The organism is Kribbella ginsengisoli (assembly GCF_039537185.1).
Classification (GTDB): domain Bacteria; phylum Actinomycetota; class Actinomycetes; order Propionibacteriales; family Kribbellaceae; genus Kribbella; species Kribbella koreensis.
In genome coordinates, this window is record NZ_BAABAA010000017.1 from 80,088 (window position 1) to 100,092 (window position 20,005).

A 20,005-nucleotide genomic window follows, 5' to 3' on the forward strand; every position below is an offset into this window, starting at 1 on the left:
CGCTGTCGCTCGTTGGGTTCTCGGTGGGACCGAGCACCGATCCGAGGAGCAGCGAAACCGTCATGGACATTCACGTCCTGCCCGATCGCAAGAACGTCGGACCGGCGGAGGTCGAGGCCGCGCTGGTCAACGGCTACCCGTCCTTCGTCCGGCTCGCCTACCTGATCCTGCCGTCTTCCCTGGGCCGCCACCGTCGCATCCTGGCCGCGCACGGCATCGTCCAGCGCGCACTACCCGACCGCCGTCGCCTCCAGCGACTACTGGCCGGCGAGTCCGACGCCACCAGCTTCCTCCGCCGCCGCGTACTCCAGGACGCCATCAAACAAGCCTCCTCCCGTACTCCGCTCCGCTGGCTGCCACAGGCCTGGGGCCTCCGCCTCTTCCCCCGCCTTGGTGCAGTGGACAACCAGGCCCTCGACCAGGCGCTCAGCAGTCTCACTCCACAGGCCCGAGCCGCCTGGGCCCTCGTGCGCGCAGAGCAACTGTCCGTAGACGAGGCCGAGCTGCAGCTACGCGCCATCGGCATCCAGCACCCCCAAGCAGCGGTCAACGAGGCCGCCCTGCTCGAGGAGGTCACCGCCGAAGACCCCCTGGACGTCTCGGCGTCCGACCCCTGCGCCGTCCGCCTCGCACCGACGGACCTGATGCGCCGCAAGGCCAGCGGCCGCGCAGTGGCGATCGCTGTCACCGCAGTACTCGCCGCCGTAATCCTCATCTCCCTCCTCGCCACAGCAGGCCAAGAGCAGCCGGTCACCGCACCACAGGCCCAGCTGATGCTCGCCCCCAAGCTCACCGCGGACTCCCTGCAACGCGCCCCAGCCGACAAGTGGCAGGACACCGCCCGCGTCGACTTCACCGCCTGGCCCCCGCGCGGAGACCGCCTCACCGACAAGGACCTCCTCACTGAGGCACTCCACGCCTGGTCAGTCGGCGCCGGGGTGACCGCAGTAGCCGGCACCCCGACAGCCGCTCCCATCCAGTCCCCCCAACTCCTGTACGCCGGCACCGTCGACAACAAGCAGGTAGTCCTCCTCTACGACGGCCAACGCCTAGCCCGCTACACAGCAAGCGCGGAAGGCACGGCTGGCACGGCAGCGGCAGGTGCAGGCACGGCAGCAGGTGGCACCGACGGCGCCGCACTCGTCATCTCCCGAGCCGACAACGCAGACGTCACCACGGCCGCGGCCGTCGTCATCAGCGAGTCAGCCAAGGGCGTCCGCTTCCTCACCGCCCCCTGGATCGCCACAGCAACCCTGCGCAACCTGGTGAAGCCCAACACCCCAGCAGCCGACCTCCCCCGAGCCGACGGCATCACCGCCCCGATCCGACGCCCCACCTGCAAGAGCTGGCCGACCCTGCAGCTTCGCTCGGCCTCAACCGTCGCAGAGAAGCACGCCTTCCTCCTGACCTACCTAGGCGGCCTCAGCCCAGTCCACCTGACCTACATGCCACCCCCATCGAGCGGCGCCGCCCGCTCCCCGCGCGAGGCGACCAGCACCGCCGCCCTACTCAGCTGGGCCAAGACCGCCTGCACCCTGCAACCACTGCAGGACCAAGGAGTCCGCTCAGCCAACAACTGGATCTTCGCCGAGCAGCCACTACCCGGCGGCGGCGTCGGCAACTGGGTCTGCACCCGCTCTGACACCTGGAACGGCAACGGCTGGGCCAGTGCCGAGCTACTAGCGCCCGGCACCGCAGCACTCCCAGCAGGCAGAGCAGTCGACACAGCAGCCTGCAGCCGCTTCGACCAGAACGTCCTGGCCTCCGCCTACTGGAAGGCACCGGCCGGCGGCTCCTACCTCCTGGCCGCCGGCAGCCGCCACGTCGACCACATCTCCCTCAACGGCCATACCTACAAGGGAAATCTGGTCGCCCAGCGATCCACCAGCGCCCGCGCCAACCTCACAGCACACCTCAGCACGGGCGCCACCCTCACCGCTCTCAACAAGTAAGCCTGGCAGCCGCCCAGTCCGCGTGGTCGGAGCCGTTGCCGTCCCCCGCATCGTTGACGACCAACTGCACCTGCGAACGCCCCGCCAGATCAGCAGTCAACGCCACACCGTTGCCACCGCCCGTCAGCCGCGGAGTAGACGCCAGTACGACGCCGTCGCCCCGCACCTCGAAGCTGACGCTGCCGGACCCACCGACCTCGGCATCAAGACCGACGGTCGCATCAAACCGAGTACACCCGGCAGGCACGTCCAGCGTGATCACCGAGTTGGCATGCGCGCCGAATCCCTTGGCATAGCCGGTCGTACCGATCCGGAGCGGTCCACCATCTCCACCGACGTCCTCGCCGTTGCTGGTGTCCCGCTCGACCGGTCCCCACCCATTGGTCGGCGTACCGACGTACGGAAGGTCGCTGGCCCAGCGCTGCCCGGGTGCCAGCGGCAGAGAGACGCTGGCCGTCGCAGTGAGCGGGCCACCATCCTCAAAGCTGGTCGTGGCCACGTACGAGTAGCTGCCGAAGCCTGCAGTCACCGGCGGAGTCACCACAAACGAGGCAGTAGCAGTCTGCCCGGCAACCACGTCACCCAACGACACCGAGGCCGGCGAGACACTCCAACCACTCGGCACCGCCAGCTTCACCGCAGTGCCACGCACCGGCTCGGCGCACTCGCCAGTGACCGTCACTGCGACGGTCTGCGGCACCCCCTGCTTCGCCTCGCCCTCAGGCTTGATCGCAGTCGTCGGGTCGCAAGCAGGCGGCCCTGTGATCGCTGGTGCGCCAGTAGCAGCCTCTGCAGCGGACAGCGGCCGCAGCGTCACGGAGTACGAGCGCGGTTGGGTCGGATCGATCCGGTACGGCGCCTGGACGCCGTTGGGCGTCTCACCCATCCCCGTCTCGGCATCGCCGACATGCAGCGTCACCCAGCCGCGGTTGCGCACCAGTTGCTTCTGGAAGTCGTACTCCGCCAGGTCGAGCCGGTCGTACGGCGTCACGCTGACGTCGACCGAGTCACCCTTCGAAGCGGCAACCAGGAGGCCGTTGCTGCTGTCGGTGAGACTCGTCCAGCGGGTGTCGGTATGGTTGCCGTAGGCCTGCGGACGCGAATACCGCACGTACTGCTCGTCCACCGTGCTCCGGTAGACGCCGATACGGGTGCCCGAGGCCCTGTCGTTGTAGCTCTCCTCGGGACCACGACCGTAGTACGCGAACTTCTCCAGGGACTCCGGTAACTGGAGGGAGAAGCCGACCCGCGGTAGATAGGGCAGGTTGGTGAGTTTGCTGCCGTGTGGCGTCACCTGGTGAGCCAGTGTGATCGCGCCGGCGGCATCGATCGTGTACGTCATCGTCTGCTCGAAGGACAGCTCGGCAGTATGACCAGGGGCGGCCGCCACACTTGGCGCGGTCACCTGGACCCGGCCGTCGGGCAGCGTCGTGACTCCAGCATTGCCGGTCGTCAACTGGAGGCGATCCAGGCCGAGCGCGTTCCAGACCTGACGATCGGCGGTACCCCAGTCGTAGGTCTCGTTCGAGGTGGGCGGTCGCCACACATCCAACGACGGGCCGGCCTTCAGCAACTCCTTGCCTCGCGCAACCAAAGAGATCAGCTTGCCCGCCGCGAACGTGTAGCTGAAATCGCGACCCGAGACGATGACCCGGCTGCCTTGGGAGACCACCGAAGGCGAACCCGGAGCAGGTTTGCCACCGACCCCGGTCACCACGGTGCCGCCAAGACGGAACTGATCGTGCTGCACTGAAACAGCACCACTCACAGCCTCCAGATCGAGGAACCGCTCCAGCGACCGTGGGTTGTCGGCAGCGACCGGCAACTCCACTGTGCGAGAGCTGTCCGGCGGCAAAGTCACCGGCAACGTCCCTTCACGGACAACCTCATCGGCCTGCCGGACAGCCCATCGCAGGTCGAAGGTGAGCGGCGCGAACTGCTGCTCGTTCCGCAGCGTCACGACACCGGGCGCGCCCGACGAGAACCGCAGCGGCGACTGTGCCCAGGCCATCTCGACCGTCTCGGGTTGCAGGTAGCGATCGGTACCGACCAGACCGTCCGTGCCGGACAGACTGATCCCCAGGCTCTGGAAGCGCCCAGCGTTGACAGTGCTCTCGAAGTCCAGCGCAAGCACCGCGTCCGGAACGAAGTCCGCGCCGCCGAGAACCTCCGCAGCAGTGAGAGCGCGCCGCAGGATCCGTACCTGGTCGAAGACACCATGCGCGATCCGGCTGCCGACCTGGTCCTGCTGCGTCTCCGCGTTGCGGCCGACATTCACCTCCCACAAGCCCGGCTCGATCGTCCCGGTGGCCGGTGTCGACTTCGCCGGCTTGCCGTCGACGTACAGGGTCAGCGCAGCCCCGTCGTACGTCCCGGTGATCCGGTGCCAGCTACCGATCCACTCCGCGGGCGTCGGCGCGGTCACCACCTTCTGCTGCCCGTTCAGAGTCACCCGGAATTCCAGCGTCGAAGCGTTCGGCTGCTGCAACGCGTACTGCTGTCCCTTGGTCAGAATCGGCATCGAGCCGGTCCACGACGCCGGCTTCACCCACGCATCAAGGGTCAACGGCCCAGGTACGTCCAGCGATGGCGACCGGAAGACGTCGACGAAGTCGTCCAGACTGGACAGGTCGACGCCCTTGCCGACGTGGCCGGCAGCAAGCGACGGCTTGCCGACGAAGAACGCCTGGACCTTCCCAGCAGACGAGTCCGGCGTGGTGAACAGCGGCTGCTCGAGGTTCTGCTCGGCCCAGTCCCAGATGAAGCCGCCCTGCATCGACGGGTACTTGCGGGCCAGCGCCCAGAACTGGTCGAAGTTGCCGAGACCGTTGCCCATGGCATGGGCATACTCACCCATCACGATCGGCTTGCTGAACGTCTTCGCCTTGTTCTCCAGCGACGCAGGCGTCGGGTACCGTGGACCGGCGACATCGGCGTACGGTGCATCGCCGTCGGGCGAGTTCGACTGGTGGTACAGCAACCTGGTCGGCTCATGAGCGTCGGCCCAGGAAGCCATCGCGTAGTGCGCGGTTCCCAGCCCCGCTTCGTTGCCGGTGTCCCAGAAGACGACGCTCGGGTGGTTCTTGTCGCGCTCGACCATCGCCTCGAACCGGTCGTGGTACGCCGCCTGCCACTCGGGCTTGCTGGCCAGGCAGACCGACGGGCACGACTCGTGCGCGTGCGTCTCGATGTCGACCTCGTCATCGATCAACAGGCCGTACTTGTCAGCGAGCTCGTACCAGTACGGGTCGCTCTCGTAGTGCGACGTACGGACGGCGTTGATGTGCAGTTGCTTCATCAGCCGGACGTCCTTCTCCATCGCCTCGTGGGTGATGTGCCGACCGGTCTCCGGGTCGGTCTCGGAGCGGTTGACGCCACGGAACAGGATCCGTTTGCCGTTCAGCAGGATCTGCTTGTCCCGCACCTCGATCTCGCGGAACCCGATCTTCTGACTGGTCCGGTGCACGACGGCGCCGGACGGGTCAGTCAGCGACAGCACCAGGCTGTAGAGCGTCGGCGTCTCGTCCGACCACTTCGCCGGGTTGTGCACGACACCACTGAGCTTCGAGCCCCCGCTCAGAGTCGTCACGACCTGCCCCGAGGGATCGCGAAGAGTGGCGGTCAGGGTCGACCCCGGCGCGGCACCGGCCAGCTCAGCATCGACGGTCAGCGTCGCATCCTGGTAGGAAGCGTCCAGATCCGTTGTCACATAGGCGTCCTGGATCCTTGCCGCAGGCACGGAGTACGAGTAGACGTCACGGAAGATCCCGGCGTACCGCCACTGGTCGTAGTCCTCGAGATACGACCCCGACCCCCACCGATGAACCTGTACCGCCACCAGGTTCCGTCCGGAGTGAGCGACGTCCGTGATGTCGAACTCGGCTGGACTGTAGCCGCCCTGGTCGTAGCCGACGTACTTCCCGTTGACCCAGACGAAGTAGCCGCTCGTCACCCCTTCGAAGCGCAGCAACTGCCGCCGCCCCGCCTCATCAGCGGGGACGTTGAAGGTCTTGAGGTAGGCACCCGTCGGATTCACGTCCCGCGGCACCTTCGGCGGTGCGTCCGGCCAGACCTCCTCGGGGATGTTGCGGAACATCGGGTGATCGAGGAAGTCGCTCTGCCAGGTGTGCGGCACGTTGACCGTCGACCAGCCGGAGTCGTCGTACCCCGGGAGCTGGTACCCGGCCGGCACGTCACCCGGCTTGTCGACGAGCTTGAACTTCCACGAACCGTCCAGCGACCGCACGTACGGCGAGCCTTCGCCGCGTACCGCGGACGCGTCGTCGGCGTACGGCCAGAGCCGGCTGTGCGGCGCGACCTGGCCTTCGGCGACCCGGCCGGGATCCTCGAGATAGGTATGGACGTCGGCAGGGCCGTCCGCTGCGCCGGCGATTCCCGGGACAGCGACCAGCACGCCGGACAGCAGGGCGAGCGCAGCGATGAAGTTCAGGCGACGGGCGGACATCGCACTCCCTCAAAGTTCGATTGGTTTCGATCACGTGCAGTATTGACGACCTCACAGCCTGCGTCTACTTTCGTGAAAACGCTCTCTTCCTACCGCCCCAGGGAGAACTCATGATTGTTGGAATCGTTTCCGTCCTCTTGACAGCGATCTCCATCCCGGCCGGCGCTCCACCGCCGGCGCCCGCACCCTCCACCCCGGCGGTGACGATGTCGGCCAATGCGACCATCTGCAACAAGTACTGCGACGCCCGCGATCCGGCGCTCTCGCCAGGCGACCGATCGCCCGTCTCGGCGACGATCTTCGGCCGCACGCTGCGGCTGCACTTCGACGATGCCGACGCGATGGGCTGGGCCTCGATCGAGAACGGCAACCCCGGCGACGAGGTCTGGCTGGACCGCTCGATGGACGGCGGCCGGACGTGGTCAGCCGGCAGCCGGCTCGGCACTACGGCCATACCGGCTGGGCAGCGCGGCTGGCGCACTCAGATGTTCAACGTCGACGACTGGAACAACGAAGGTGTCGGCGCGCTGCGGGCCTGCGGCAAGGCTGGTGACCGTGCCGACATCGCCTGTACGCCGTGGGCGCGGACCACCTGGAACGCGTGGGACCGGCGGACCGCCGCCGCGACCGCGCAGATGCAGTTCTACAACCGGTCGACCGGGCTCTTCGACACAACCGGCTGGTGGAACGCGGCCAACGCGCTGACCGCCGTCATCGACAACGCGCGGGTGTCGGGGATGAACAGCTATCGGTATGCGATCGGGCGGACGTACGACCTCAACCTCACCAAGGCCGAGGGCCAGTTCCGCAACGACTACATCGACGACACCGGCTGGTGGGGTCTCGCGTGGATCGCTGCCTACGACTACACGGGTGATGCGCGGTACCTGCAGACGGCGCGCGCGGATGCCGACCACATGGCGGCGTACTGGGACAACACGTGTGGCGGCGGGGTCTGGTGGAGCGAGGCGAAGACGTACAAGAACGCGATCTCCAACTCGCTCTACATCCAGCTCAGCGCCGCGCTGCACAACCGCATCTCCGGTGACACGACGTACCTGCAACGGGCCCAGGCCGGCTGGACCTGGTTTCAGCAGACCGGCATGATCAACAGCTCCCATCTGGTCAACGACGGCATCAACCTCACCACCTGCAAGACCAACGGCGACACGGCCTGGACCTACAACCAGGGTGTCCTGCTAGGCGCCCTGACCGAGCTCTCCCGAGCCGCCAACAACACCGCGTACCTGACCACGGCTCGCCAACTAGCCGACGCCGCCACCACATCCTCATCCCTCAACACAGCAGACGGAATCCTCCGAGAACCCTGCGAATCAGGCGACTGCGGCGGCGACGGCCCGTCCTTCAAGGGCGCACACGTACGCGGTCTCGGCAAACTGAACGCCGCGTTGTCCGATCACCCATACACGGCCTACCTCCGCAAGCAGGCCGATCGAGCATTCGCCTCCGACCGAACACCGATGGACCAATACGGCCTCCACTGGTACGGCCCAGTCGACAAACTAGACGCGGCCCGCCAGCACAGCGCCCTCGACCTCCTCAACACAACCTCATGAGCAGCGCACGCAAGACCGCCGCCCTGCGGGCGGCCGGGCGGGTGTGGGGTGTGCGCGGTGCGACCAGATCTGCTGCGGCGGTGCGCGGCGCCGGCGGCGCCCTGCGGCGGGCCGTGGTTGGTGGCGTGATGGTTGCGTTGGTGGCTACTGGGTTGGTGGTGCAGGCCGTACCCGCGGCTGCAGTGCCGGCTCGGCCTACATTGCGGGTCTTGCCGTTGGGGGACTCGATTACTGCGGGGGTTGGGAGTCCTACGTCCTCGTCATATCGGCGGCCGTTGGCTGCGTTGGTGGCGGGGCAGAGCAGGTATGACATCAACTTTGTGGGATCGCAGGCTTCGGGGAGTTTGGCGGATCTGTCCAACGAGGGGCACAGCGGTTGGATCATCGACCAGGTGCGCGCTGAGATCGACGGGTGGATGGCCGGGGCGAAGCCCGATGTCGTCACGTTGCATCTTGGGATCAACGACCTCAATCGCAATGTGGACGTGCCGAACGCGCCTGCCCGGTTCAAAGAGCTGGTCGATCGGATCATCGCTGACAAGCCTGGCGTGACGGTGATTGTGCTTGGGTTGATTCCGACGACGCCGGGGCTTGAGGCGAAGGTTGCGGCCTTCAACAGTTCCATCACGGGGATGCTGACGGCGGCTAAAACACGGTACGTCGATCCGCCGGCGCTCACGGCAAGCGAGTTGCCGGACGGGTTGCACCCGAACGACGCAGGGTTCCAACGGATGGCGCAGGCGTTGTACCCGGCGCTGGATCGTGCCTTCTCCGATGGGGTGATCGCGGCCGGGCCGGCGGTCAACGCGGGGAATGAGGCGGGTGGGTCGGGGAAGGTGCGGTGGGCCGACTTCGACGGGGACGGGAAGCTGGATTACCTGACCGTCGCGAGCACTGGCGCAGTACAGGCGTTTCTGAATCGGGGTGGCGACGGGCACGGTGGCTGGGCAGTGCTCGGGCAGGTGGCGACCGGGACCACGAGCGATGCGACGCGCGTGCGGTTCGCCGACTTCGACGGGGACAGCAAGGCCGACTATCTCGTCATCAACAGCAACGGATCCGTCTCGGCCTGGCTGAATCGCGGCGGCGACGGACGTGGCGGTTGGTCGGCGATCGGGCAGGTCGCGGCCGGAGTGACGACCGACCAGGCGTCGGTACGCTTCGCGGACTTCGATGGTGACGGCAGGACCGACTACCTGACGATCGCCGCCAACGGAGCGGTCTCCGCCTGGCTCAACCGCGGCGTCAACAGTTGGTCGAGCCTCGGCCAGGTCGCCACCGGCACGACAACCGACCGCAGCAAAGTGCGCTTCGCCGATCTCGACGGTGACACCCGTGCCGACTACAGCGCGATCGCGGCGGACGGCTCCGTGCAGTCCTACCTGAACCGCGGCGGCGACGGCCGAGGCGGCTGGCTCGGCCTCGGCAGGACCGCGACCGGCCTGACCACGACCTCCGGCCTGGTCACCTTCGCCGACTTCACCGGCGACGGCAACGCCGACTACATCCTCGCCGACCCATCAACCAACGCGGCCACGGTCTACGCCTGGCAAGGCGGCGACGGCCACGGCGGCTGGCAGAACCTCGGCAAGGTCGCCTCCGGCGTACCGGTCACCAAACAGCAACCCAGCTTCGCGCCCAAGACCCCCAAACTCCCAACCCCGTGGTCGAATCAGGTCTCCACCACCAACCCGCTGCCCGAATACCCCAGACCCCAACTGACCCGCGCCCAATGGCAAAGCCTCAACGGCATCTGGCAGTTCGCCCCAACGACCAACCTCGACAACCCACCCACCGGCACCACCCTCGGCGAAGAAGTCCTCGTCCCCTATCCCATCGAGTCCGCCCTCTCCGGGATCGAGCGGCACGAAGAGCGGATGTACTACCGCCGCACCTTCACCATCCCGCAAGCCTGGTCCGGCCAGCGCGTCCAGCTCAACTTCGGCGCCGTCATGTGGCAGTCCAAGGTCTGGGTCAACGGCACCCTGCAAGGCACCCATGAAGGCGGCTACGACGCCTTCTCCTACGACATCACCACTGCCCTCCGCGCCGGATCGAACGAGATCATCGTCGGCGTCTGGGCTCCCGTCGACACCCAGGACATCCCGCTCGGCAAGCAACGCCTCAACCGCGGCGGCATCTGGTACACCCCGACGTCCGGCATCTGGCAGACCGCCTGGCTCGAGCCCACCAACGCCGCCAGGATCACCCGCCTCGACACCACCCCCAACGTCGCCGCCGGCGCCCTCGACCTCACCGTCCAGGGCACCGCCGGCCAAAGCGTCACCGCACAAGTCCTCCAAAACGGCCAGCCAGTAGCCCAAGCAACCGGCACGACAGGCACCCAGTTCCGCATCCCCGTCCCCAACCCCAGACTCTGGTCCCCCGACGATCCCTACCTGTACGACCTCAAGGTCACCCTCGCCAGCGGCGACACGGTCGGCGGGTACTTCGGCCTGCGATCGGTCGGCAAGGCGACACTGGGCGGCGTCCTCCGCCCGACTCTCAACGGCAAGTTCGTCTTCCAGCTCGGCACCCTCGACCAGGGCTACTGGCCCGACGGCCTGTCGACGGCTCCGACCGACGAAGCGCTCAGATTCGACCTGGAGCAGCAGAAGGCGCTCGGCTTCAACATGGTCCGCAAACACATCAAGGTCGAGTCCGCCCGCTGGTTCTACTGGGCCGACAAGCTCGGCCTGATGGTCTGGCAGGACATGCCCGCGCTCGTCGCCGGCCGCAACGCCTCGGCCACCGGCCAGGCCCGGTACGAGACCGAGCTGCGCCGGATGATCGACAACCACAAGGGCATCACCTCGATCGTCCAGTGGATCCCGTTCAACGAGGGCTGGGGCGAGTACGACGCCGGCCGGATCACCGACCTGGTCAAGTCCCTCGACCCGACCCGCCTGGTCAACCACAACTCCGGCTCGAACTGCTGTGACTCCGATCCCGACCCCGGCAACGGCGACATCATCGACGACCACATGTACGTCGGCCCGGCGGTCGCCAGAGCCCCGTCGACCACCCGCGTCCTCCAACTCGGCGAGTACGGCGGCCTCGGCCTGCACGTGCCCGGCCACGAATGGTCGACCGGCGACACCTTCGCCTACGAGATGCTGCCGACCCCAGAAGCCCTCACCAACCGGTACGTCCAGATCACCAGCCAGCTCACCGACCTCATCACCGGCTCCGGCCTGTCCGGCAGCGTCTACACCGAGCCGACCGATGTCGAGGACGAGATCAACGGCTTCTTCACCTACGACCGCCAGGTCCGCAAGATGGACTTCGCCAAGGTCCGCGACGTCAACCTCAAGGTGATCGCCGCCGCCAGAGGCACCGTGCTGCCGACCGGCAAACTCGCCTCGCTCCAAGTGACCACGACAGGACTCACCACCCGGTACCTCCGCCACGCCAACGGTTTGGCCGCGACCGAAGTCGTCAACACCGCCAGCAGCAAGGGACTCAAGCAGGACAGCACCTTCTGGGTCCGCCCCGGCCTGGCCGACGCCGCCTGCTACTCCTTCGAGTCGCGCAACTTCCCCGGCCAGTACCTCCGCCACTTCAACTACCGCATCCAGAAGGAAGCCGGCACCGGCGGCAGCTTCAACGCCGACGCGACGTTCTGCGCCCGCGAAGGACTCAGCGGCGGCGGCACGTCGCTCGAATCGAAGAACCTGCCCGGGTACTACCTCCGCCACCGCAACGCGGAGGTCTGGCTCGACAGCGACACCGGCGGCTCCTTCCGCGAGGACGCGACCTGGAACGTCGTACCGGGCTGGTGGCGCAGTGGCGCCGACCTGGCCGAAGGGCAGACGAGATCGTTCCGGGTGACCACCGCCGGCTACACCAACCGGTACCTCCGCCATCAAGACGGTGGCGTCCGCACCGATGTCATCGACGCGGCATCACCTGAACTCGCCCGGCAGGACGCGAGCTTCATCATCCGCGCCGGATTGGCCGAGAGCAGTTGCTACTCGCTCGAGTCGCGCAACTTCCCCGGGCAGTTCCTGCGCCATCGCGGCTACCGGCTCTACAAGGATCCGAACGACGGCACCTCCACCTACGCCAAGGACGCGACGTTCTGCGCCCAACCGCCGCGCGCCGGAGGTACCGGCAACGTCTCGCTCCAGTCCTTCAACTACCCGACCCACTACGTCCGGCACGCGAACGAGCTGGTCTACATAGCCGTTGCCGGCGGCGCCAATCCGTGGGACGGCGCGGGCAGCTACGACGCGGACACCACCTGGGCCGACACGGCCGGACTCGGAGGCTGACGATGAGGATCCTCTTGGCGGTGGTCATGCCGGCCGTCCTACTGCCCGTGCCAGCCGCCGAAGCGAAGGTTGAAGCCGCGCAAGTCTGCTCTGTCGCCTGCGACACCTTAGATCCATCGCAGGCACATGAAGAGACGTTTCCAGTGGCCGAGAAAGTGATCAACGGTCGGCGGATCGTCCTGCACGTGTCGGACAAGGACGCGATGGGCTGGGCCAGCATCGACGAGGGGACCACGGGCAACGCTGTCTGGCTCGACCGGAGCTGGGACGGCGGCGCGACCTGGGACGGCTTGCTGGGCAAGGCGACCATCCCGTCGACCTGGACCGGCACCCGCACTCTGATTTACAACCAGGCCGACCCGGTCGGCCACCGACGCGGGATGATCCGGGCCTGCGGAGACGCGAACGGCGTCGCCTGTACGGAGTGGGCACACCTCAAGGTCTGCGACACCGCCTGCGACGGTGCGACCGGCCCGGTCGGTGACAACCAACCTGTCCCGTCGACCACTCTCTCCAATCGCCGGATCGCCTTGCACATCGACAATCGAGGCATGGCGTGGGCGACGATCGACACCGGCAATCCTGGCGACGAGATCTGGCTCGACCGCTCCTGGAACCAAGGCGCCTCCTGGCCGGGCGGCTCCTCACTCGGCCGCGTCAGCACCCCCGCCGGCACGACCGCGACCAAGACAGCGCTCTATGCGACAAAGGACCCCAAGTCCAAGCTGTACGGGGGCGCGGTACGAGCCTGTGGTCGTGCCGTCGAAGGATCCAACGGCGCCTGTACTGCGTGGGCGCGACCGGCCACCGATCGGGCCGCTGCCGCCGCTGACGCCCTGATGTACGACTACCGTCCCGACCTCGCCTGGTGGCAGTCGAGCTGGTGGAACTCGGCCGTCGCGGTGACCACCCTGATGGACTACCAGAAGCGGACCGGCCGGACCGACCTGCGCTGGATCATCGACCGCACCTTCACAGTCAACAAAGGCGTCTTCCCCGCCGGGACGAAGAGCGGCGACGCGATCGAGGGCAACTTCATCAGCCGCGCGATCGACGACACCGAGTGGTGGGCGATCGCCTGGATCCAGGCGTACGACGTGACCGGCGACCGCAAGTACCTCGACATGGCGGTCACGATCGCGAACTACGTCCAGGGCTACTGGGACACCAGCACCTGCGGTGGCGGCGTCTGGTGGGATCGTGAACGGACGTACAAGAACGCCATCACCAATGGCCTGTACGTCCGGATGACCGCCGCCTTGCACAACCGGCTGCCGGGCGACAGAACTTGGTTGCAACGGGCAACAACAGGCTGGAACTGGTACCAGGGCAGCGGCATGATCAACTCGTCGAAGCTGGTCAACGACGGCCTGACCAACTCCTGCGCCAACAACGGCCAGACCGTCTGGACCTACAACCAGGGCCTGGCGATCGGCGGTGCGCTGGAGCTCTACCGAGCCACCGGCAACGCCGCCCTGCTGACGTCTGCGAAGCAACTGGCCGACGCTGCGATCGCCTCACCCGCCATGAGCCCGAACGGGATCCTGACCGAGACCTGCGACGTCGGTTCGGGGAGCTGCGACGACAACCAGAAGCAGTTCAAGGGCATCTTCATGCGCTACCTGATGGACCTCGCCGACGCGACCGGCACGGCGTCGTACAAGACCTACGCCCAACACCAGTCCGACACCATCTGGCAGTCTGACCGCGACACTCTCAACCACCTCGGCCAACGCTGGGGCGGCCAGGGCACCAACCCGCGCGACTGGCGAACCCAAGCCAGCGCGCTGGGCGGCATCCTGGCAGCCACCAGCTGACACCTACTTGTCGAACACCGGGTCCGTCACCAACTCGAGCACCTGCTCCTTGGTGGCGGCCCCGGCCGGCAACGTCTTGCCGGGATAGAGGAAACGAACCGAGACAAGGTCACCGTCGGGCTGTGTGTAAGTCGCCCCCATCACATACTTCGGGACTTCCTGGTAGGAACGTGCTCCCTCGTGGTACTGCACGGTCTTGCCGTCCGGCAGGTTCTCCGTCGTGCACTCGGGAACGGACAGCTGGTCCACACACGTGCTGGCACGAAGCTTGGCATCGACCCCGAACTCGATCGTCGCCGCGAGCGGACCCTTCTTCCAGTCCAGTGCGACCACATAGTTCCCGTTGACTTCGTCGATGTGGTGCACGTCCACCGTGCCGCCGGGCAGGACCGCCTCCAGCTCGCCGACGACCTCCCGGAGATCGGGCACCGGTGCCTTCAATGCCTCCTCTTCAGCAGCTTCCTCGGCCGTCATCGGCGGCAGGTTCAGCTGGGGGTCAGCGGCGAACGACATCAGCTCGGCGTCGGTGAGCCCCATCCCGTGCACGCCGCTCGCCGAGTTGTTCGCGAACAACGGACGAGCCGACAGATAGACGATCTCGCCGTCGGGCTGCTGGTACTTCAGCTCGACCCGCTCCCCCAGCCGCCCGATCTGCGCCGAGCCGCCGATCGACATCGGCACGCTGTGGCACTTCAGTCCTTCGTACTGACCGCAGTCCTTGCCGGTACCGGAGCCGTAGACCGAGACGGACAACTCTCCCTCACCCCGCTGGCCGGCGATCTTCCACCCGGCGCGACCGGTCGCCTCCCGCTGTCCGGGCTGATGGTTCACCTCGAAGGGCCCGGACTCGTAGGTGAGGTGCTGCCGGTTCGGATCGAAGTGCTTGGCGAGCAGGTTCCGCATGGTCGCATTGAAGGCGGCGTCCTGGGCCTTGACGTCGACCGCCTGGCTAAGGCCGGCAACAGGCGGGTCAGCTGGAAGCGGCGAAGCGTTCGGGGTCAGCCAGCTGGTCATGCCTACGACCAGTACTGCGACTGCTGCCGCGCCTCCGATCACTCCGGTGCCGGTCAGTAGGCGGTGGCGGCGCAAGCGGTGGCGGCCGGCGGCGAGGTCGTCGCTCAGTGCTCTGGGCAACAGGTTGTCCTGTGCGCTCGCGGCGTCCGCGAGGCGATCCGCCAGTTCCTTCTCGTCGATCATCGGTCGGTTCCTCCCACTGCCCTGAACTGGGCGGTCAGCAAGTCGTTGAGGCGGGCAAGCGCCCGGGAGCACTGGCTCTTCACCGTGCCGGGCTTGCAGTGCAGGTCGGCCGCGGTCTCCTCGACGGACAGCCCGACGAAGTACCGCAGTACGACCACCTGCCGCTGGCCGATCGGCAGACTCGCCAGCGCCTCGATCAGCACCCGCCGGTCCTCGACCCCGAAGTCCTCGTCCATCAGTACGTCGACACCGTCCAGGCCCGGAGCCTCGCGGCGCCACGGCCGTCGACTCTCGTCGATCCCCGAATTGACCAGGATCCGCCGGGCGTAGGCGTCGACGTTTCCCGCCCGCCGGACCTTCGGCCAGGCGACGTACAGCTTCAGCAGCGCCGTCTGCACCAGATCCTCGGCCTTGTGGACGTCCCCGCAGAGCAGATACGCGATCCGCCGCAACTGCGTCCGGCGCTGCCCGACGTACTCACTGAACTCGTCGTCCCTTGCCATCGATCATCCCCTCGCTCATCCCGTCACCGATGAATACGGAACGGTCCAGGGATCGGTTGTCAGACCTATTGGCCCACACCTTGGGGTTCAACGCGGACTGAAATAAACCCGACTCATCTTCCACTCAACGGCGAAGTATGTCATTCTTCCGGCGAATGAACCTGATTCATCTCCCATCGTCGATCGATTGGCCCGCCAATGCCGAACGTTCCGCGCCGGCTGCTTGCTGCCTTCGCCGGCTTGCTGGTCCCCACCGCACTCCTCGCCGCGCCCGCTGACGCGACCGGCCCGACCACCCTGTACGTCTCCCCCGCCGGCGCCAAGGGCGGATCGGGGAGCCTCAGCCGCCCGCTCGGCTCGCTCGAGCAGGCGCGCGATCAGGTCCGCAAGCTGACGAAGCACCAGCGCGGCGACATCCACGTCGTCCTGCTGCCCGGCGACTACCGGCGTACGGACACCTTCCAGCTCACCAGCCAGGACTCCGGGCGGAACGGGCACAAGGTGATCTACCAGGCCCTGCCCGGTACGTCGGTGACGATCGACGGCGGCCGGCTGGTGACCGGCTGGACGTTGTCCGACCCGGCCAAGAACATCTACAAGGCGCACGTCGGCTCGATCGACTTCCGCCAGTTCTACGTGAACGGCGAACGCCAGCAGCGCGCCCGCGGCCCGGAGAACCCGCCCGGCTGGTCGAAGACCGCGACCGGCTACACCGACAGCACCCGCAGCCTGGCGAACTTCAAGAACCAGGGCGACATCGAGGTCGACAGCCGCTGGGGCTGGATGCACTACCGCTGCCCGGTCCAGTCGGCCGTCGGTACGACGGTGACGATGCAGCAGCCCTGCTACTACAACGCCAACCTGCACGAGGGCCAGGAGATCCAGAACCCGACCTGGATCGAGAACGCCTACGAGCTACTGGACTCGCCCGGCGAGTGGTACCTCGACAAGAGCTCCGGTGACGTCTACTACCTGCCCAAGCCCGGCCAGAGCCCTACCACCGCTACGGTCGTGGTTCCCCAGGTGCAGAACCTGGTAGACGTCACCGGGTCCATCACCGATCCCGTGCAGAACATCCAGTTCGACGGGATCACCTTCTCCTACTCCACCTGGCTCGCGCCGAGCAGCGATGACGGCATGGTCGAGGGCCAGGCCGGTTTCCGGATCAACGGCACCGGTTGGAAGGACTTCGACGCCTCCCGGCTGTACTGGGAGAAGACGCCCGGCGCGGTGAACGTCGGCTACAGCCGCAACATCTCCTTCACCGGCAACACGTTCACGCATCTCGGCGCGGTCGGCCTCAACCTCAACACCGGCTCGCAGGGCACGACGATCCGCGGCAACATCGTCCGCGACGTCGCCGCGACCGGCATCCAGGTCGGCGGCACGGACATCGTCGATCACCACCCGAGCGACGCCCGGGCGATCACCAAGGACACCCTGGTCAGCAACAACCTGATCGCCAGGGCGGCCGCCGACTACAGCGGCTCGCTGGCGATCCTGGCCGGCTACACCGAGCACACCGTGATCGAGCACAACAAGATCTACGACCTCCCGTACTCCGGGATCTCGGTCGGCTGGGGCTGGGGCAACACCGACGTCGGCGGTGACACCAACTACCCGGGCAACTTCGGCATCCCGATCTACGACACCCCGACCACGTCGAAGAACAACATCATCCGCGACAACGCGATCAGCGACATCATGAAGCACCAGGCAGACGGCGGCGCGATCTACACCCTCGGCATGCAGCCGAACAGCGTTGTCGAGGGCAACTACATCAAGAACACGCCCGGCCCGGCGTACGGCGCGATCTACCACGACGAGGGCAGCCGGGGCTTCACCACGACCGGCAACGCGCTGTGCAACGTCGACGCGCTGTGGCTGTTCCTCAACCACGGCATCGACATCGACGCCCAGCACAACTTCACCACCCAGCCCCGGTCCGCGACGCAGGCCGACACGATCAACTCGACGATCGCGAACAATCCGGTCGTACCGGGCTGCGAGCAACTCCCCGCGTCGATCGTCGACAACGCCGGGCTCGAACCGGCGTACCGGTACCTCGACCCGCAGCCGGCGCCGACCGACCGGGTCGCGCCGACCAAGCCGGGCACGCCGGTCGTCCAGCCGAGCTTCCCGACGATCGCCGACCTGACCTGGCCGGCCTCGACCGACGCAGTCGGTGTCACCGGCTACTCGATCTACGTCAACGGCAAGCTCACCAGCGCTTCGAAGGATCCGTCGGTCCGGATCACCGGCCTGGTCTCCGGCCAGAGCTACACCTTCGCCGTCAGCGCCCGCGACGCCGTCGGCAACGAGTCCGGCCAGAGCGAGACCGTCACGGCGACCATGCCGGCCGGCGCGGACCTCGCCCTCGACAAGCCGGTCACGGTCTCCTCGTACTCCGAACCGAACGTCCCCTCCCTCGCCGTCGACGGCAAGCTGTCGACACGCTGGGCGCAAGGACTCGGGCTGCCCGATCCGTCCTGGCTGCAGGTCGACCTCGGCGCGCAGTACGACCTGACCGGCGTGATCACCACGTTCGAGCTGACCAACGGCTACCGGTACAAGCTCGAGGTCTCGCCCGACGGCCAGGACTGGACCATGTTCGAGGACCACACCGGGACCGCGACGACCCAGCCGGACAACTACGCGGCGGCTCAGGTGCGGGGCAGGTATCTCCGGCTCACCGTCGTCGGCTCCAACTTCAACGGTGGCAGCATCTACGAGATCGAGGCGTACGGGAAGCCGGCCGTCATCACCGGCGACAACCAGCCGCCGGCCGCGCTGCCGAAGCCGACGGCGAACGTGCTGCTGCCGACGACGATCGACCTCAGCTGGCCGACCGGCACGGACAATGTCGGCGTGACCAGCTACGTCGTCTACCAGGATGGTCAGCGGATCGCCACGACCCCGCTGAACCAGCTGCGCATCGACGGCCTGGCCGCCGGTTCCACCCACAGCTACACGGTGGTCGCCCGCGACGTGAACCTCAACGCCGCGCCGCCGAGCCCGGCGACGACGGTCACGACTCCGGCCGAGGCCGGCCTCGCGGTCGGCAAGCCGGTCACGGTCTCGTCGTACTCCGAGCCGAACGTCGCGGCACTGGCCGTCGACGGCGACCTGAACACCCGCTGGGCGCAAGGACTCGGCCTGCCCGACCCGTCCTGGATCCAGGTCGATCTGGGCGCTCCGACTGCGGTGAAGAGCATTGTCACCAACTTCGAGCTGCCGAGCGGGTACAAATACAAGCTGGAGTACTCGCTCGACGCCACGAACTGGTCGATCTTCGACGACCACACCGCGGTGGCGACGAGTGTGCGGCGGAACCCGTCGATCAGGACGGCCGCCGTTCAGGCCCGGTATGTCAGGCTGACTGTCACCGGTTCCGACTTCAACGGCGGAAGCATCTACGAACTCCAGATCTACGGCGGTTTCTGAATGCCCGAGAAGCTTGATCCCTACCGTCCCGGCTACGAACTCGTGGCCGAGCAGCTCGTCACGTACATCGTGGAGCAGGGCCTGCGGCCCGGCGACCGGTTGCCGACCGAGAAGGCGCTGGCCGAGCTGCTCGGCACCGGCCGCTCGGTGACGCGCGAGGCGATCAAGGTTCTCGCGGCGGTCGGCCGGCTGCAGACCCGGCGGGGGGCGGGCATCTTCGTGTCCGTCCCCAGCAACCAGCAGGCCGACGACCAGGTCGGCTACTTCCAGCCGACCGACCTGCAGCACGTGGCGATGCTGTTCGACCACCGCCGGCTGATCGAGGCCGAGTCGGCCCGGCTGGCGGCGACGTCGGCCCGGCCGGCCCAGGTCCACGCGATCCGGACGGCGGCGGAGGCGTCGGTCGCGGCGTACCAGGATCACGAAATGTTTCGGCAGTACGACCGGACTTTCCACGACGCGGTCGCCGAGGCGTCGGGCAACGTGTTCCTGCAGGCCGCGGTCTCCAAGCTGCGGGACTTCAAGGAGCAGTCCGACCGGCTGCTGTTCGCGGGCGGGCTGCCCGGCTCGCTCGAGGTCGCGGCCCAGCAACATGTCCACATCGCGGAATCGATTGCCGCGGGCGACCCCGACAAGGCGTCGACCGCGATGACCCAGCACATCGACACCACCCAGGCGCAGTTCGAGCAACGCATCCGTGACCGGCTGCAAGCGCCCCAGTGAGTTCGGCCCGGACCGAAACAGTTTCGCTGAGATAAAGGCTGACGCATCTCGGC

9 protein-coding genes are annotated in these 20,005 nt (G+C 67.2%); 6 read left to right on the forward strand and 3 right to left on the reverse strand.

Annotated features, from left to right (window positions below; genetic code table 11):
- Positions 1 to 62: 62 nt before the first annotated feature.
- Positions 63 to 1,952, forward strand: coding sequence for a hypothetical protein (locus tag ABD768_RS37890; protein WP_344849018.1), 1,890 nt, complete (start codon positions 63 to 65; stop codon positions 1,950 to 1,952).
- Here the strand turns inward: ABD768_RS37890 and ABD768_RS37895 are convergent.
- Complete coding sequence (locus ABD768_RS37895; RefSeq protein ID WP_344849020.1) at positions 1,942 to 6,417, reverse strand: glycoside hydrolase family 2 TIM barrel-domain containing protein; 4,476 nt, start codon at positions 6,415 to 6,417, stop codon at positions 1,942 to 1,944. The genes ABD768_RS37890 and ABD768_RS37895 overlap by 11 nt on opposite strands.
- A gap of 110 nt (positions 6,418 to 6,527) precedes the next feature.
- On the opposite strand from ABD768_RS37895, the gene ABD768_RS37900 reads away from it, so the two are divergent.
- From ABD768_RS37900 to ABD768_RS37910, 3 genes are all read left to right on the forward strand, one after another.
- Positions 6,528 to 7,994, forward strand: coding sequence for a glycoside hydrolase family 76 protein (locus ABD768_RS37900; RefSeq protein WP_344849022.1), 1,467 nt, complete (start codon positions 6,528 to 6,530; stop codon positions 7,992 to 7,994).
- Entirely contained in the window at positions 7,991 to 12,268 is a 4,278-nt protein-coding gene (locus ABD768_RS37905; RefSeq protein ID WP_344849024.1) for an AbfB domain-containing protein, read from the forward strand. The genes ABD768_RS37900 and ABD768_RS37905 overlap by 4 nt, the downstream gene beginning before the upstream one ends.
- A 143-nt stretch (positions 12,269 to 12,411) precedes the next feature.
- The gene (locus ABD768_RS37910) at positions 12,412 to 14,085 is read left to right on the forward strand and encodes a glycoside hydrolase family 76 protein (RefSeq protein ID WP_344849026.1); all 1,674 of its coding nucleotides are present in this window, start codon (positions 12,412 to 12,414) and stop codon (positions 14,083 to 14,085) included.
- Between the two features lie 3 nt (positions 14,086 to 14,088).
- Here the strand turns inward: ABD768_RS37910 and ABD768_RS37915 are convergent, their stop codons facing one another.
- Positions 14,089 to 15,282: a hypothetical protein gene (locus ABD768_RS37915; protein WP_344849028.1), complete on the reverse strand. Its 1,194-nt coding sequence runs from the start codon at positions 15,280 to 15,282 to the stop codon at positions 14,089 to 14,091.
- Entirely contained in the window at positions 15,279 to 15,785 is a 507-nt protein-coding gene (locus ABD768_RS37920; RefSeq protein ID WP_344849030.1) for a SigE family RNA polymerase sigma factor, read from the reverse strand. Before ABD768_RS37920 ends, ABD768_RS37915 begins: the two co-directional genes overlap by 4 nt.
- Before the next feature lie 198 nt (positions 15,786 to 15,983).
- On the opposite strand from ABD768_RS37920, the gene ABD768_RS37925 reads away from it, so the two are divergent.
- Positions 15,984 to 19,229 carry a discoidin domain-containing protein gene (locus ABD768_RS37925; protein WP_344849033.1) on the forward strand — a complete coding sequence of 1,082 codons (3,246 nt, stop codon included), beginning with the start codon at positions 15,984 to 15,986 and terminating at the stop codon, positions 19,227 to 19,229.
- Positions 19,230 to 19,952, forward strand: a complete 723-nt coding sequence (locus ABD768_RS37930) for a FadR/GntR family transcriptional regulator (RefSeq protein WP_344849035.1) — start codon at positions 19,230 to 19,232, stop codon at positions 19,950 to 19,952.
- Positions 19,953 to 20,005: the final 53 nt, after the last annotated feature.

Coding starts and splice junctions, on each gene's coding strand:
- ABD768_RS37890 (WP_344849018.1), top strand. CDS start 63: ATGGACATTCACGTCCTGCCCGATCGCAAGAACGTCGGACCGGCGGAG.
- ABD768_RS37895 (WP_344849020.1), bottom strand. CDS start 6,417: ATGTCCGCCCGTCGCCTGAACTTCATCGCTGCGCTCGCCCTGCTGTCC.
- ABD768_RS37900 (WP_344849022.1), top strand. CDS start 6,528: ATGATTGTTGGAATCGTTTCCGTCCTCTTGACAGCGATCTCCATCCCG.
- ABD768_RS37905 (WP_344849024.1), top strand. CDS start 7,991: ATGAGCAGCGCACGCAAGACCGCCGCCCTGCGGGCGGCCGGGCGGGTG.
- ABD768_RS37915 (WP_344849028.1), bottom strand. CDS start 15,282: ATGATCGACGAGAAGGAACTGGCGGATCGCCTCGCGGACGCCGCGAGC.
- ABD768_RS37920 (WP_344849030.1), bottom strand. CDS start 15,785: ATGGCAAGGGACGACGAGTTCAGTGAGTACGTCGGGCAGCGCCGGACG.
- ABD768_RS37925 (WP_344849033.1), top strand. CDS start 15,984: ATGCCGAACGTTCCGCGCCGGCTGCTTGCTGCCTTCGCCGGCTTGCTG.
- ABD768_RS37930 (WP_344849035.1), top strand. CDS start 19,230: ATGCCCGAGAAGCTTGATCCCTACCGTCCCGGCTACGAACTCGTGGCC.